The sequence below is a fragment of the Streptomyces venezuelae genome, from assembly GCF_008642315.1.
GTDB classification, from domain to species: domain Bacteria; phylum Actinomycetota; class Actinomycetes; order Streptomycetales; family Streptomycetaceae; genus Streptomyces; species Streptomyces venezuelae_D.
This window is the reverse complement of record NZ_CP029192.1, coordinates 379729-395513: the sequence shown is the minus strand read 5'-3', so window position 1 is coordinate 395513 and position 15785 is coordinate 379729. Positions and strand designations below refer to the sequence as shown.

Below are 15785 nucleotides of genomic sequence, written 5' to 3'. Positions count from 1 at the left end.
AAGCGTGGATCGGTGCCAACTTCTGTGAATCTTCCAGGCCCGGATTGCCAACATTGCGAAGGCGGTGTGCGGTGCGCGACGGCGTACGCTGAGCCGCCCCGGAACGGCAGGAGAAGCGGATCCATGGGCAAGACGTACGCGGGCGCCCGGCTGCGCAGGCTGCGCGAGGAGCGCGGCATGAGCCAGGCCGAGCTGGCCCGCACGCTCGGCATCTCACCCAGCTACCTGAACCAGCTGGAACACGACTCGCGCCCCCTCACGGTCCAGGTGCTGCTGCGCCTGACCGAGGTGTTCGGCCTCGACGCGCACTTCTTCTCCGAGCGGGACACCAGCCGCCTGATGGCGGACCTGCACGAGGCGCTGGCGTCGGAGATCGACGCGGCGCGCGTCTCACCGACGGACCTGAGTGAACTCGCCTCCCGTATGCCCGCCGTCGCGCGGGTCCTGGTGGACCTCGGCCGCCGCAACCAGCGTCTCGCCGAACTCGTCGGGGCGGACGGGGACCGCGACGCCGGACTCGACGCCCCGCGCTCCCCGCACGAGGAGATCCGCGACTACTTCTACCGGCGCCAGAACTACCTGCACGAAATCGACACCGCGGCGGAGGAACTCGCGACCGCCATCGGTATCCGTCCCGGCGAGGTCCTGAGCGCGCTGACGACCCGTCTCACCGAACGGCACACGGTGCACCTGAGCACGGAGTCCGGCGACCGACTGCACCACTACGACACGGCGACGCGCACCCTGCACCTGTCGACGCGACTGCGCCCCGGCCAGCGCGCCTTCCGCATGGCCACCCAGCTCGCGCTCCTGGAGCACGGGGACGAGCTGGACCGCGAGGCCGCCGAGGACTTCGCCCCCGCCTCACCGGCCCACTCCCTGGCCCGGATCGGCATCGCCAACTACTTCGCCGCCGCGCTGATCCTGCCGTACCGCGACTTCCACACCGCAGCCGAAGCGGTGCGTTACGACATCGAACGCCTCACCGACCACTACGGCCTCGGCTACGAAACCGTCTGCCACCGCCTGAGCACCCTCCAACGGCCCCGGCTGCGCGGCGTCCCGTTCTCCTTCGTCCGCGTCGACCGCGCCGGCAACGTCTCCAAACGGCAGTCCGCCACCGGCTTCCACTTCTCCCGCGCGGGCGGCACCTGCCCGCTGTGGAACGTCTACGAGGCCTTCGCCGCCCCCGGCCGCATCCACGTCCAGCTCGCCGAAATGCCGGACGGACAGCGGTACTTGTGGACCGCCCGCGCCGTCACCCGCCACCGCGGCGGCTGGGGAGTGCCGGGGAAGACCTTCACGATCGGCCTCGGCTGCGAGCTGCGCCACGCGCACCGGCTCGTCTACTCCGACGGCCTCGACCTCGGCCGCAGCGCGGCCGCCACCCCGATCGGCATGGGCTGCCGCGTCTGCGAGCGCCTGGAGTGCCCGCAGCGCGCGGCGCCGCCCCTGGGCCGCCCGCTGCACATCGACCAGAACGCCACCACCTTCGTGCCCTACCCCGTGGCGCCCGGCCCTCAGGGGCATGCCCACTCGTGATGAGGCGGCCAGGTCCAAGGTCCCCTTCCGATGGACTTGCGTCACCACTACATCTTGCTCGGGCGTGTCGTGGTCGTCCCAGATGTAGTGTCCGAGTGTCGGTTCGGCGGTGCGCACGGGATGTGCGCGCCCTCGAGGCAACAGGGAATCCGGTGCGAATCCGGAACTGCCCCGCAACGGTGTGCCCCCTCGAAAGGGGAGCGAGTCCGATACCTGCCGGCACCGGCCACGCTCCGTGGGTCCGGGTCCACTCCGTATGCCTCGTGGGAGGGCTGTCGTGACGCAGATCAATGCCGTCGATTCGGTGACCGAGTACCTGGACCGCCGTGACTGGCGGGTCAACGCCAACGCGAACCAGGGCTATTCGCTCGGCGGACTGATCCTCAACGTGGCCGGAAAGGTCGTGGCCAACTACTGGCTCGACCACGTGTACCCGAAGGGCGTGGGCCGCGCGCACCGCGAGGGCGATTTCCACCTCCATGACCTCGACATGCTCGCCGGGTACTGCGCGGGCTGGTCCCTGCGCACCCTGCTGACCGAGGGGTTCAACGGGGTGCCCGGGCAGATCGACTCGGCCCCGCCGAAGCACTTCTCCTCGGCCGTCGGCCAGATCGTCAACTTCCTCGGGACGCTCCAGAACGAGTGGGCGGGCGCGCAGGCGTTCAGCTCGTTCGACACCTACATGGCGCCGTTCGTCCGCAAGGACGCGATGACGTACGACGAGGTCCACCAGTGCGTGCAGGAGATGGTGCACAACCTCAACGTCCCCTCCCGGTGGGGCACCCAGACACCGTTCACCAATCTCACCTTCGACTGGACGTGTCCGCAGGACCTGCGCGCCCAGGTGCCGGTCATCGGCGGCGACGAGATGGGCTTCACCTACGGCGAACTGCAGGCCGAGATGGATCTGATCAACCGGGCCTACATCGAGGTGATGACGTCCGGTGACGCCTCGGGACGTGTCTTCACCTTCCCGATCCCGACGTACAACATCACCCAGGACTTTCCCTGGGAGAGCGAGAACGCGACGAGGCTGTTCGCGATGACCGCGAAGTACGGCTTGCCCTACTTCCAGAACTTCCTCAACTCCGAACGCGAACCCGGCCAGATCCGTTCCATGTGCTGCCGACTCCAGCTGGACCTGACCCAGCTGCTCACCCGGGGCAACGGTCTCTTCGGCAGTGCCGAACAGACCGGATCTCTGGGCGTCGTCACGATCAACTGCGCGCGGCTCGGGCATGTGCACGCCGGCGACGAGGCAGGGTTGTTCGCCGCGCTCGACCGCCTCCTGAACCTGGCGAAGGACAGCCTGGAGATCAAGCGGGTCACCGTCCAGGAACTGATCGACAGCGGACTGCTCCCGTACAGCAATCGGTACTTGGGGACCCTGCGCAATCACTTCTCCACGATCGGTGTGAACGGCATCAACGAGATGATCCGCAACTTCACCCACGATCGCGCCGACATCACCGCGGCGGAAGGTCACGCCATGGCGGTCCGGCTGCTGGATCACGTGCGGGCGCGGATGATCGAGTTCCAGGAGGAGACGGGACACCTGTACAACCTGGAGGCGACCCCCGCCGAGGGAACCACGTACCGCTTCGCGAAGGAGGACCGCCGGCGCTTCCCCGCGATCCTCCAGGCGGGTACGGACTCCAACCCGTACTACACCAACTCCTCGCAGCTGCCGGTCGGCTGGACCGATGATCCGTACGAGGCACTGGAGCGGCAGGACGAACTCCAGACGAAGTACACCGGCGGCACCGTCGTGCACCTCTACATGGCGGAGCGGATCTCCACCGCCGAGGCGTGCCGCGCCCTCGTGCGCCGTTCCCTGGAGCGCTTCTCCCTGCCCTACCTGACGGTGACGCCGACGTTCTCCATCTGCCCCGGACACGGCTATCTGCCCGGCGAACACACCACCTGCCCGACCTGTTCCGCTACGTGCGAGGTGTGGACCCGGGTCATGGGCTACCACCGTCCGGTCTCCTCCTTCAACATCGGCAAGAAGGGCGAGCACACCGAACGCGAGCACTTCACCGAAACGGCGGCGGCGCGGGCGTGATCGCGATAGGCGGCTGGTCCCGGCTGTCCACCTGTGACTGGCCGGGCCGCCTCGTCACCACCGTCTTCTGCCAGGGCTGCCCGTGGCGTTGCGGCTACTGCCACAATCCCGCACTCCTCGACCCTCGGGCCGCTGTGCACATCGCGTGGGAGGACGTGGCGGCGCACCTCGACCGCCGACGAGGGCTGCTCGACGGCATCGTCTTCTCCGGAGGCGAGCCCCTCCTCCAGCCCCGGCTGGCCGACGCCGCACGCGCCGCACGGGAGCGCGGCCACGCGGTCGGTCTGCACACCGCAGGCGCCTTCCCACGCCGGTTCGAGACCCTGCTGTCCGAAGGGCTCCTCGACTGGGTCGGCTTCGACATCAAGGCCGGCCCCGACGCCTACGACCGAGTCACGGCGACGAACAACAGCTTCCCGCCCGCCGAGCGGAGTCTGCGGATGCTGCGCGACTCCGGAGTACCCCACCAGCTGCGCACCACCGTCGGCCCGGCCGCCCTGGACGGCGACGACATCACCTCTCTCACCGCTTGGCTGGGGGAGCACGGCCTGCACGACCACGTGTGGCAGACAGCCCGTCCTGTCTGATCCGGGGGACGTGGATTCGACGACGAGGATGTGCCGATATGATTTCCGCTTCGGTCGCCCGCCGAGAGAGGGCTGTGGGATACACGCCTCGGTGACTGTCCCCCAAGGAGAAGCGAGGTATGGCAGTGATCTGCGTCGGCGGCATGATCGGGATCGGTAAGACGAGTGTGGCCGAGCTGATCGCCAAGGAGCTGGGGAGCGAGGTCTTCTACGAGAGCGTGGAGGACAATCCGATCCTCCCCCTCTTCTACACGGCCGGCCCCGAGGAGATAGAGGCGAGGCGCTACCCCTTCCTGCTCCAGCTCTACTTCCTGCAGACGCGCTTCGCCGCGATCAAAGAGGCGTACAAGCAGGACGACAACGTCCTCGACCGCTCCATCTACGAGGACTGGTACTTCGCCAAGGTCAACCACGACCTCGGCAGGATCAGCTCCCTGGAGATGCAGATCTACGAGGGGCTGCTCTCGGAGATGATGCGCGAGATCGACGGCCTGCCCTACCGCAAGGCACCTGATCTCATGGTGTACCTCCGGGCGGACTTCCCGACGGTGCTGCACCGCATCGGGCTGCGGGGGCGCGACTTCGAACAGGACCAGAGCCTCGTGGAGTACTACCGGACCCTGTGGTCGGGCTACGACGACTGGGTTCACCAGCACTACTCCGCCAGCGATGTCCTCGTGATCGACATGAACGAGACCGACGTCGTCAACCGACCCCAGGACGCGGAGCGAGTGGTCCGGGAGACAGTGGACGCCCTGGCACTGGCGAAGTCACGCCTCGTCTGATGCCTGCCGAGAGCGGGCGCAAGTTCTCCACGGAGGGCGAGCCCCCCACTGCGTGACGCGGAGATCGTGGGAATTCTTGGCGCCCGCGTCGGTGTGATCGTCGACGGGCAGGCGCCGGGCGGCGCCCGCATCTCCCGGCCTACCGGTCCGGCGCGCGGGCTTCGCTCAGGGTGTGTTCGAGCGCCTTCTTGGTGTCCGGTGTGTAGGCGGGCCTTGGGTACTGGAAGGCTCCGGGGCCGATGTTGGTGTCGGCCCGACGCTGGATCTTCTCGACGTTGATACCGAGGGGCGGCAGGGCGTCCTTCGCGGGTTGTGCGCCGGCGGCGACGATTCCGGCGGCCTCCAGGATGCGTACGGTTTCCTCCTTGACCCGCGTCAGCTCGACACCCTGCTCGCGCAACACGTCCCCAGCCGTGCTCTGGAATCCTGACAAGGTTCGGCCGGACGACCCGGCCACTGTCCCTTGCCGAGGGCGAAGACGCCTGGATCGTTGATCGGTAGGGTCATGGCGTCATGAAGGCTCTGATCCTGCTGTCCGCCGTGCTTCTCGTTTTTGTGCTGCCAACCTCTTGCGTATGGCTGCTGGGGCGGCGGGCGAAGGTCGCCCACTGGATGCTCGCTGTGTTCGTGCTCGCCGGGTGGCTGACAGTGTTCGCCGGCTGGTTCCTCTGGCAGCGTGCGCAGCCGGGCCTGATGCCCGATACGTCGCCCTGCCATGGCATCAGCGCCGCCCCGGTCTCGCGATACTTCCCGCCCGACTCGTTCTGTCGCCACGCTGACGGGGAGTTGCGGACCGTCAACGGACCGGACGCCAGGTTCGTGTTCTGGACTGCCGCGGGCACCACCGTTGCGATGCCGATCGCTGCCGCCGTCGCGCGACGGCGTCGACAAGCCTGATCGCGCATGTCTCGTCACAGGCAGCCTGGATCGCAACGGCCTGCCGGAGCGCGGCTCGTCTCCGTCACGCCCGACGCCGTCCGGCTGAGCGCGTCCATGTCTCCTCAGCCGTGCGGCCGTACGGGCAGCCTCCGCACGCTGTTGCCCACGAAAGAGGCGTGGCGCGGCAGTTCGCCGTCCGGTTCGGCGAGGTCCAATCGCGGGAAGCGGGCGAAGAGCTGTTCGAGGGCGACGGTGGCCTCCAGGCGGGCCAGCGGGGCGCCCAGGCAGTAGTGCGCGCCGTGGCCGAGGGAGAGATGGCGGGCGGAACCGGTGCGGGTGAGGACGAATCTGTCGGCGTCGGGGCCGTGGGCCTTGGGGTCGCGGCCCGCGGCGGAGTATCCGGCGAGCACGGGGGTGCCCTTGGGGATGACCGTGCCGTCCAGCGTCAGGTCCCGGGTCGGATAGCGGAACGGGAAGTAGCTGACGGGGCTGTCCCAGCGCAGCGTCTCCTCGACCACGTCCGCCCAGGTCGCCCGGCCCGACGTGACCAGGTCGAGCTGGTCGCGGTGCGTGCACAGGGCGCGTACCGCGTTCGTGATCAGGTTCAGCGTCGTCTCGTGGCCCGCGACGATCATGAGCATCAGGGTGCCCAGCAGCTCGTGCGGGCCCAGCCGGTCGCCGTCCTCCTCGCGGGCGGCGATCAGGGCGGACGTGAGGTCGTCGCCGGGGTTCTCCATGCGGGCGGCCACGACGTCGCCCAGCACGTCCACCATCTCCCGGTTCGCGGCCAGCGCCTGTTGCGGGCCGATGTCCGTGGCGACGATCTGGTTGGAGAGGCGGTGGAGGCGGTCGTGGTGTTGGGCCTCCACGCCGAGCAGTTCGCAGATGACGCCCATCGGCAGCGGCAGCGCGAAGTGGGCGCGCAGGTCCACGACTCCGTCACTCCCGGCGGCCCGCCGGTCGAGGTCGTCGAGCAACCGGGACGTCAATCCGGCTATGCGCGGCGCGAGTTGCTCCACGCGGCGCGGGGTGAACGCCCGGCTCACCAGCGACCGCAGGCGCCGGTGGTCGGCCCCGTCCGCCGTGGTCATGCCGTGCACCGTGGCGAAGGTCCTGAGCGGCCAGCCGTCCGGTATCCCGCCGGACCGCAACGCGGTGAAGTGCGCCGCGTTCTTGGCGACGTCGGGGTGGGCGAGGAAATCCCGGAGCGCGTCGTGCCCGAGCACCGCCATGCCCGCCACCTCACCGGGCAGGACCACGGGAGCGACCGCGCCCCGCGCGAGCAGCCGGGCGTTGTCCGCGTGCGGACAGCCGCCGGAGGGGTCCATGCGGTGCGCGGGTGGCGCGGGCCGCTGGGAGAAGGGGGCGTCGCTCGGCGGTGTGGTGTCCAACGGGGCTCTCCAAAGAGGGGGAGTGGAGGTACGTCGTCCGTCCGGATCGTGGCCCAACCCTGGGCCCCATTCAGAAGCCGGTCAAGACGCGCCGGAACAAGTCCAAGGCCTCGTCGGCCCAGCCGATGACGCGCAGCGTCGAGTCCAGGTTCCCCGGCGGCCGGTCGACCAGGGTGTCGTGGCGGATAAGGCGCTCGAAGTCGACGTGCACCGGGTCGTCGCGGAGGGTCTCCCCGTCGGGGCGGAAGAACTGGACGCCGGCCAGCCGCATCACGTTGATCACCTCCTGGGCGAGGATGCCGTAGCCGACGGTCGTCGGGTGGACGCCGTCGAGCGAGAACAGCCCGCCGTCGGTACGACGCTCCGCCTCACCGGCGAGGAAGTGGGAGTTCGGGGGAGGCGTCAGGGCTTGCAAGGCGGGCGGCAGGTCGTACGGCCGCCACCACGACGGTTGAGCCGCCGGGTCCTCCGCGAACCGACGGGACGCGAGGCGGTCGAGCAGCCCGCAGGTCTCCAGCAGGTACCAGTCCTTGCCCGACCGCCGGGCGTCGCGGACCTCAGCCGTGATCGCGTCGTTGTAGTCGTCGATGGCGTCGTCGACCTGCCGCGCCTCGTCAGCGGTGATCTTCGGGTCCCGGCGGGGGTCGAAGTCGTCGTTGCCGATCCACGGACGGGTGTAGTAGGGGTAGTACCGCGAACCCCTCGCGACCTTGTCGTCGACGCCGCGCGCTATCGGCGCGATGGTGACGTGCGGAACCGTGCACCATATGACGTGCCGTGCCCTGATCCCGGCGACCCTCGCGGCCACCTCGCGCAGTTCCGCAACGAAGTGCTGCGGCTGCCAGACGGTGAAGCGTCCCTTGCGGGACAGGTCGGCGTACCCGCTCCCGCTCCATACGACCTTCAGCTCGGTCACCGCCTTCAGCGCGTTGTTCGCGCCGAGGAAGACGACCAGGGTCTCGATCCCGTGCTCCGAGCCGGTCCCGTCGGTCTCCTCCCCGAGCCGGGCCGCGGCGCCCAGTTGGGTCAGGGCCTTCGCCGCCGGGGGCCGCGTGGGCAGCACCCGCAGGGCGGCGCGCTCGCCCGCGTTCTGGACGAGCTGCTTGATCAGGTCGTCCTCGGGGGCCTCGATCAGGTCCTCGCACTCGGCCGCCGACTTCGAGAGCGCGTCCCTCAAGTCCCATCCGAAGACGGCGAGGTTGTGCATGATGGCGGTCGTGGACGGCACGGACCGCCCGGGCCCCCGCTCCCAGTAGTCCTCCACCCGGTCCATGAGGCTCCGGGCCCGGAACAGCGCGAACGGCGCCTCGCGCAGGTCCACGGTCCGCCCGTAGCGGGCGTCCAGGTCGCGCAGGAGGAGCTCGATGTTGAACGGCAGCCCGCCCATTCCCTCGTAGCGGGGATACCTGAACCGTTCGGCGCAGCCCAGCTCGTGGGCGACGATCGCCGGATACGACAGTGCGGTGTTGAAGATCGCCAGGCTCTGGAACCCCTGCGTCAGGGAGTCGCCGATCGCGACGAGCCGGTGCCTCGGCTCTCCCCGCCGGTCGGGGCTCACGTCGACCCCCACGGTGGGGTCGGCCTCGGGCACTCGTGGCTCCCGGCGGCGTGCGGAACCCTCCATGATGTCCCCCTGGCCCGCCACGGCGCACCGACTGTGCCCTCGTGGGGCCAGTTCCTGCATAGCGCAGCCCGGGTCGGGGCGGGACCTCGCGAACGGGGGATACGTAAAACTCGGTGCTCCTGGGGAGGGGCACCAGTGTTCAGGTCACCGGTGTTCAGGTCAGCCGGAACGAGTCCGCCAGCATGTCGACCTGTGCGGTGAGCAGTGACGCCGGCTGGTGTCCCATGCCACCGAACTGACCGGCCGCCTCCAGGCTGACGGTGCCGTGCAGCAGGGGCCAGGCGGTGATGGCGCCGGTCAGCGCGACGGCCGCCGCGGATTCTTCGGGCGGAAGCTCGGTCCACTGCTCGACCCACGCCGCCACCGCCGCGTCGTCCCGCAGCCAGCGGCCGAACTCGTCCACGAGCGGTTCCAAAAAGCCTGACGGCCGCCCCTCGGCGAAGACGCCGAGGAACGGGCCCAGGACTCCGCGGGCCTGCGCCACGGTCTCGTCCGGCGCGCGGAAGCCGGGGACCGGGGTGCCCTGGATGAGCAGGTAGAGGTGCGGCTGCGCCACGGCCCAGTCGCGGAGGGCGGTGGCCAGCGCGTGCAGCGCCGTTCGCCCGCCGGCCGCGGTGTCGACGGCGCGAATGCGGTCCGCGACCGCCTGATAGGCGTCGACGATCAGTTCGGTGAGCAGGTCGTCGCGGCTGGCGAAGTACCGGTAGAGAGCCGGTCCGGACATGCCGATTTCCTTGGCGATACGCAGCAGCGCCACGCCCTCCACGCCGCCCGCGGCGAGCTGGCCCACGGCGATCTGCTTGATCTCCGCGCGCGTCTGATCCCGGTACCGCTCCCGTGGGGTGCGGGCTCGGGGGGCCGGATTCGGTGTCGAGCTCGATGTCATGCGGTCTACCTCCTCTAACGAAGGTTACAGCGCATTACCTTCGCTACTCACCATTGCGTCACACCATCGCGATAGTTATGGTGTGTAACAGAAGGAACGGCTGCTTGAGCCGACTCCTGACTCCTGACTCCTGAAGGGATGTGGATCATGACCACCACGAACGCCACAGCATCCGAAGGCCTGCACACAGTCCTCGGCGCCGGCCCCGCGGGGTCGACGCTGGCCGGTGAGCTGGCCCGCCGCGGGCACGAGGTCCGCCTCGTCGACCGCTCCGGCGACGGCCCTGTGCCCGAGGGCGTCACCCGAATCACGGGCGACGTGGGCACGATCGACGGCGCCCGGGCTGCCATCAAGGGCGCCGCCGTCGTCTACCACTGCGTCAACGTGGCCTATCACCTTCAGGTCGAGGTCATGCCCGGCATCCAGGACGCGGTGCTCGGTGCCGTCGAGGCCGAGGGCGCCCGCCTGGTCGTGCTCGACACCCTCTACCCGTACGGCGAGACCCACGGGCAGGTGATGACCGAGGACACCGCCTGGCGGGCCACGGGTGCCAAGGGCAGGATGCGTGCCGAGCTGGACGAGAAGTACCTGATCGCGCATCAGGAGGGCCGTGCGCGCGTCGTCCTGGGCCGCTCGGCCGACTTCGTCGGCCCGCACGTCCTCAACTCCACCCTCGGCGGCGCCGTCTTCCCCGGCGCCCTGACGGGCACCGAGGTGTACGGCATAGGCGACATCGACCTGCCGCACAGCTACACCGACATCCGCAACGTGGCCGCCGGCCTCGCCACCCTCGGCGAGCACCCGGACGGCGACGGACGTGTCTGGCACCTGCCCACCGCGCCCGCCCTCACCACCCGCGAGGTCTTCCGGCTGATCGAGAAGAAGGTCGGGCAGCCGCTGAACACGGTCATCAAGCCGGAGCCCGTGCCCTTCGGCCCGTTCGACCAGGTCTTCATGGACTCCTATGCCGAGCTGTTCTACCAGCACACAGAACCGCAGGTCATGGACTCGTCGGCGATCCAGGAAGCGTTCGGCCTCAAGCCCATCGCCCTCGACACCACGCTCGACGACACGATCGCCTGGTACCGGAACTTCCTCGCCGCGCAGCGCTGACCGGCGTGGCTGTGTACGGCAGCTGCCGCCGATCTCTACTGCTCACTGACCCGGCACGGTCTGCGCCGAGGAGGCGAGGTCAATTACGACCGGTAGACGGCCCCGTGCCGGGGCAGCCTGCCGGTGGAACTGTGCAAGGAAGGGGGCCCGTGGAGAGCACGCGGACGCAGGTGGAGCGGCAGAGCGAGCAGCTGGACCGGCTGATGTGCGAGGTGCGGCGTCAACTGGCGCGCGGGACGGCCCCGGACGTGCGGAGAATTCTGGACTGGTTGCGTCGGCAGACCCATGCGCACGTCGCCCTCGTCGCGCATGACGTCCACGTCGTGGAAGCGGCCACTCCGGACTTCCCCCGGGCCGTGCTGCGGCCGCTGGCCGAGCTGCTCGCGCGCCTGTCCGACGGCCGGTTGGCGACGGCCGTCACCCACACCGGAGGCCTGCACGTGCGCTGCGAGGCGCTTGGCTTCCAGCGGCCACATCCGGTGCTGGTGGCGGCCGGGCGCCAAGAGCCGTCCCCGGAGACGGTCGCACTCCTCGCCCATACGGGAAGCGTCCTGACCCTGCTGCGCCAGGCCGGGGAGAGCGACCGGATCCGGCGGAACTACCAGGCCAAGGCACGGCAACTGCGCTTCGCCGTGCTCCAGGCGCTGCTGACGGGTCAGCCGACGCTGGCGCGCCGGATGACGGTCGGCGCGGTCCCGCCGCTGCTGGAGGCCGGCCGGCTGCGGCTGTATCTGTTGCACTGCCCGCCCGGGGAGCGCGACCGGATCGCACTGGCGCATCAGGACCCCTCCGGATACCACGGAGCGGACCTCCTGGTGCACTGCCCGGTGTTCCACGAGCACTTGATCTGCCTGCTCGCGGAGGAGTCGGAGGAGACGGAGATTGCGGTGGAGGCGCAGGGCGGGCTGGCGGCAACCTTGCGGCGTCTGGTGCACAGCGACCCCCGCTTCGCACTGGGCATCAGCGGAGCCCACCCCCTCGAGTCGACAGCGGGGGCTTACGGCCAGGCCACCCATGCCCTCGCTGCCGCCCGCCCCACGCCCGAGCGCATGGCGTTCTATCACGGCAGGACTCCGCTGGAGGGAATCCTGCTGCCCAGGGAGTCCGCCCTCGTGTGGGCCCACGGACTCCTCCACCCCCTGCGTTCGATTCCCGCCACCAGCGCCGAAGTGACGCGCTTGGCCGTGAACCTCTCCCGCTCGGCCGTCGCGCGGCTGCTGGGTCTGAGCCGCAATACCGTCTCCGCCCATCTGCGAAAGGCGGAACAGGCACTGGACGAGGATCTCCTGGACGTACAGGTCCGCGCCGATGTCCACTTGGCTCTCGCCCTGACCGGCTGCGGCGCCGCGCCCGTACCGCAGACCGGCGACCTGCCGCCGCACCTGGACGACCTGCTGGGCAACGAGCGCGCGGCCGCCTGGGCGCGCACCGTTCTGCGACCACTCGACGACCGGCATCGCCGCACCCTCCAGGCGTGGATCGAGGCCAATACCGACGCCCAGCGGGCGGCCCGCCGGGCCGGCGTCAGCCGCAACACGGTCCGGGCGCACCTGCGCGCGGCCGAAGGCGTCCTGGGCCTCGACCTCCTGACCGGCGGCACCGGCGTCCACGACGTCGTGCACGCGCTCCGCATCGCCGATATGCACGGCATCTGAGCGCTGCGCACCATTTGCTCAGAAATTCGCGCACCGTGCACATGGGCCGATCCGCGCGCCCTCTTCTACCGTTTCGGCATGTTCTCCCGGCCGACCAGAAGCACGGGAGAAAACGACACCGGATACGGGGAAAGCATGTTCACCAAAGCACGCGGACTGACCGTCCTGACCACCGCCACCACGGCGCTGCTCCTCGCGGTCTCCCATGCGGGAGCCACCGCGCAGTACTCGGACTTCGTCCAGTGGCAGCGGAGTTGCGGCACCGACTACGCCGGATCGGTCTCCAAGAAGAAGGCGGTCACCGGCAAGGCCGACAACGGCAACTGCGCTGGCTACGCCTGGGTCGGAGTCAAGTACAAGAACGGCAACTGGAGCAACTGGAAGCACGGAAAGCACGAGGCAGTCATCAAGAGCTCCGGAGGCAACATCGTCAAGGCCGTCCACAAGGGATGTGCCGACTGCAAGAAGTACTACACCAAGCCGTAGACGGCGCTGGCGGATGACCGGAGGGGCCGTGTGCAGTCCCGCAGGATCACCGCGGCGGGCTGTGCCGGTTCCCGGGCTCACCGCGTCGGCCGCACCCGGCAGCCCCCTGGAGCCGGCCCGCCACGACCCGGCCCCCGGCAACGAGCCGGAGGCCAGTGATTGGCTCCCGCCCGCCGAACCCTCGGCCGACGTCTACCACACCGATTCCTCCGCCCCGACGACCCCGCCCACTCCGTCCGATCCTGGACCCCAGTGCCCCCTGGCCAGGCCGACGACCGCGCGGTACACCACGAACATGACCCACGGAACGGGGCGTCTTGAGGGCAAGGTGGCCTTCGTGACCGGCGCGGCCGGCGGCCTGGGCCGCAGTTGTGTCCAGCGGATGGCGGAGGAGGGCGCCGACCTGGTCATTGTGGACATCTGCCGGTCGGTGGACACCGTGCCCTACCCGCAGTCGACCCCGGAAGAGCTGGCCGAAGTGGTCGCGGAGGTGCGGGAGTCGGGCCGCCGTGTCGTCGCCCGACAGGCGGACGTCCGCGACCGTGCCGCGCTCCAGGAGGCGTACGACGCCGGGCTCGCCGAGTTCGGACAGATCGACGTCGTCGTCGCCAACGCCGGAATCGCCCCGCTCCTGGTGAACGACCGGGTCCAGGCGTGGCACGACGCCATCGACATCAACCTCACCGGCACCTTCCACACCGTAGAGGCGGCCGTCCCTTCGATGGTCGACGCGGACCGGGGCGGCTCGATCGTCATCGTCAGCTCCACCGCCGGACTGGTCGGCATCGGCGGTGCCAGCAACGGCGGCCTCGGCTACGCCGCTTCGAAGCACGGTGTGGTCGGGCTGATGCGGACGTACGCCAACAACCTCGCCGCGCACAGCATCAGGGTGAACTCCGTGCACCCCACCGGCGTCGCCACCCGCATGGTCGCCGATCCGGCCATGGTCGAGTTCGTCGCCCAGGACCCGATCCTGTCCGAGGGCTCCCCCAACGCCCTGCCCGTGGCCACCGTCGAACCGGAGGACGTGGCCAACGCGGTCCTGTGGCTCGCCTCGGACGAAGCCCGTTATGTCACCGGCGTCACGCTGCCCGTGGACGCCGGATTCATCAACCGCCGCTGAGCCGGAGGTGGGGCGCCATGCCCGAGCCGTACGCGGATCTGATCCTCGTGGGCGGACACGTCAAGACGCCGTCGGGCTGGGCCGAGGGGCTCGCCGTGCGCGCCGGTGTCATCGAGACGGTCGGCACCCGCGCGGACGTACTGGGCCGGCGCGGGCCGAAGACGCGGGTGCGGGACCTGGCGGGCGACACCGTGCTGCCCGGCCTGCACGACCTGCACGTCCACCCGATCTACGCCGGGGTCCGCGAACGGCGCTGCAAGATCCCGCAGGGCTCCGACCTCGCAGCCACCCTCCGCATCGTCGCCGAGCACGTCTCCCGCGCCGCACCCGGCGCGTGGATCCTCGGCGGGCAGTGGGACGCGTACGCCCTCGGCGGCACCCCGGACCGTACGATGCTCGACGCCGTCGCACCCGGCCACCCGGTCCTCCTGGAGGACACCAGCGGACACAGCTCGTGGGCGAACAGCGCGGCGCTCCGGATCGCGGGCGTAGGCCCCGGCACACCCGACCCGGCGGGCGGCATCTTCGAGCGGGACGCGGCGGGCGCGCCGAGCGGTATACAGCGCGAGGCGGCCGTCGACCTGCTCGCCGCCGCGGCTCCCACGCCGGACGACGACGAGGTCGAGGCGGCGCTCGAGTGGGCGCTCGGGGAGATGTTGTCGTACGGGATCACCTCGTTCACCGAAGCCGCGGTCGGCTTCACCGCGGGGCCGCGGGCCGAACTGCGTGCCTACACGCGGCTCGCCGCGCGGGGCGCGGTCCGGCAGCGCGTACGTCTCAGCCTGGTGTGGTCGCCGTACGACCCGGCCTGCGAAGACGTGATCGCGTACCGCAATCTCCACGCGAGCGCCCGCATCAAGCCCGACTGCGTGAAGATCTTCCTCGACGGCGTACCGACCGACAGTCACACGGCCGCCATGCTCGAACCGTACGCGGACACCGTGGAGGGGCGCGGGGACGAGGCGGGCCGGCACGGCATGCTCGTGGTGGCGCCCGCCGTGCTCGACCAGGCGGTGACCCGGTTCGACCGGATGGGCCTGACGGTCAAGTTCCACGCGGCCGGTGACGCGGCGGCCAGGGCGGCGCTCGACGCCATCGAGGCCGCCCGCACGGCCAACGGCCCCAGCTCCTGCATGCACAACGTCGGCCACTGCTCGTTCGTGTCGAAGCCGGACATCGAACGGGCGACCCGCATCGGCGCGACCTTCGAGGTCTCGCCCTACCTGTGGCGGCCCTCGCCGATCTGCTCCGACATCGAGGCCGCCGTCGGCCGGGAAGCCGTCGAACGCGCCTGGCCGGTCCGCGAGATGCTCGATGCCCGCGCGCTGGTCGTGGCGGGTTCGGACTGGTGCGTCGTGCCCTCGGTGAGCCCGTGGGCGGCCATGGAGACGCTCGTCACCCGGCAGGAACCTGGAGGAAGCGCCGAACGCCTCGGCCCCTCCCAGGCCATCGGCCTGACGGAGGCCTTCGACCTGTTCACGGTCAACGCCGCCCGGCAGGAGGGCATGGCGCACCGCGTCGGACGCATCGAGCCCGGCATGCTCGCCGACGTCATCGTCGTCGACCGGAACCCCTTCGAAGTACCGATCACGCAGGTCCACGCCACCGAGGTCAGGATGACGTTCATCGAAGGGGTACAGGTCGCGTAG

14 protein-coding genes and 1 riboswitch are annotated in these 15785 nt (G+C 70.0%); of the genes, 10 read left to right on the top strand and 4 right to left on the bottom strand.

Annotation, left to right across the window (positions count from 1 at the left end):
• Positions 1-123 precede the first annotated feature (123 nt).
• The 4 genes from DEJ48_RS01835 (at position 124) to DEJ48_RS01820 (ending at position 4979) form a co-directional block, all read left to right on the top strand.
• On the top strand, positions 124-1542 hold the full coding sequence (locus DEJ48_RS01835; RefSeq protein WP_150213835.1) for a short-chain fatty acyl-CoA regulator family protein: 1419 nt from the start codon (positions 124-126) through the stop codon (positions 1540-1542).
• 82 nt (positions 1543-1624) lie between these two features.
• Positions 1625-1778, top strand: a riboswitch (cobalamin riboswitch).
• 41 nt (positions 1779-1819) lie between these two features.
• Positions 1820-3607: a ribonucleoside triphosphate reductase gene (locus tag DEJ48_RS01830; RefSeq protein WP_223831837.1), complete on the top strand. Its 1788-nt coding sequence runs from the start codon at positions 1820-1822 to the stop codon at positions 3605-3607.
• Positions 3604-4194: an anaerobic ribonucleoside-triphosphate reductase activating protein gene (locus DEJ48_RS01825; protein WP_190537134.1), complete on the top strand. Its 591-nt coding sequence runs from the start codon at positions 3604-3606 to the stop codon at positions 4192-4194. The genes DEJ48_RS01830 and DEJ48_RS01825 overlap by 4 nt, the downstream gene beginning before the upstream one ends.
• A 119-nt stretch (positions 4195-4313) precedes the next feature.
• Positions 4314-4979: a deoxynucleoside kinase gene (locus DEJ48_RS01820; protein WP_150213829.1), complete on the top strand. Its 666-nt coding sequence runs from the start codon at positions 4314-4316 to the stop codon at positions 4977-4979.
• 139 nt (positions 4980-5118) lie between these two features.
• Here DEJ48_RS01820 and DEJ48_RS01815 read toward each other — a convergent pair whose 3' ends face one another.
• Positions 5119-5382, bottom strand: coding sequence for a hypothetical protein (locus DEJ48_RS01815; protein ID WP_190537133.1), 264 nt, complete (start codon positions 5380-5382; stop codon positions 5119-5121).
• A 110-nt stretch (positions 5383-5492) separates the two neighbouring features.
• Here DEJ48_RS01815 and DEJ48_RS01810 point away from each other — a divergent pair, with 110 nt between their 5' ends.
• Complete coding sequence (locus tag DEJ48_RS01810) at positions 5493-5876, top strand: hypothetical protein (RefSeq protein ID WP_150213827.1); 384 nt, start codon at positions 5493-5495, stop codon at positions 5874-5876.
• A gap of 104 nt (positions 5877-5980) precedes the next feature.
• Here DEJ48_RS01810 and DEJ48_RS01805 read toward each other — a convergent pair whose 3' ends face one another.
• The 3 genes from DEJ48_RS01805 to DEJ48_RS01795 form a co-directional block, all read right to left on the bottom strand.
• Positions 5981-7186: a cytochrome P450 family protein gene (locus tag DEJ48_RS01805; RefSeq protein ID WP_150220885.1), complete on the bottom strand. Its 1206-nt coding sequence runs from the start codon at positions 7184-7186 to the stop codon at positions 5981-5983.
• Positions 7187-7319: 133 nt separating this feature from the next.
• On the bottom strand, positions 7320-8840 hold the full coding sequence (locus tag DEJ48_RS01800; RefSeq protein ID WP_223831836.1) for a hypothetical protein: 1521 nt from the start codon (positions 8838-8840) through the stop codon (positions 7320-7322).
• A 187-nt stretch (positions 8841-9027) separates the two neighbouring features.
• Positions 9028-9759, bottom strand: a complete 732-nt coding sequence (locus DEJ48_RS01795; RefSeq protein WP_150213823.1) for a TetR/AcrR family transcriptional regulator — start codon at positions 9757-9759, stop codon at positions 9028-9030.
• Between the two features lie 147 nt (positions 9760-9906).
• On the opposite strand from DEJ48_RS01795, the gene DEJ48_RS01790 reads away from it, so the two are divergent.
• The 5 genes from DEJ48_RS01790 (at position 9907) to DEJ48_RS01770 (ending at position 15785) form a co-directional block, all read left to right on the top strand.
• Complete coding sequence (locus DEJ48_RS01790) at positions 9907-10872, top strand: NAD-dependent epimerase/dehydratase family protein (RefSeq protein WP_150213821.1); 966 nt, start codon at positions 9907-9909, stop codon at positions 10870-10872.
• Between the two features lie 149 nt (positions 10873-11021).
• The gene (locus DEJ48_RS01785; protein ID WP_223831835.1) at positions 11022-12527 is read left to right on the top strand and encodes a helix-turn-helix domain-containing protein; all 1506 of its coding nucleotides are present in this window, start codon (positions 11022-11024) and stop codon (positions 12525-12527) included.
• A 135-nt stretch (positions 12528-12662) separates the two neighbouring features.
• Entirely contained in the window at positions 12663-13013 is a 351-nt protein-coding gene (locus DEJ48_RS01780) for a hypothetical protein (RefSeq protein WP_150213819.1), read from the top strand.
• Positions 13014-13074: 61 nt separating this feature from the next.
• A complete protein-coding gene (locus tag DEJ48_RS01775; protein WP_317850895.1) occupies positions 13075-14136 on the top strand; it encodes a mycofactocin-coupled SDR family oxidoreductase in 1062 nt (353 codons plus the stop codon).
• Positions 14137-14153: 17 nt separating this feature from the next.
• Positions 14154-15785 (top strand): amidohydrolase, encoded by a 1632-nt coding sequence (locus DEJ48_RS01770; protein WP_150213817.1) that lies wholly within the window; start codon positions 14154-14156, stop codon positions 15783-15785.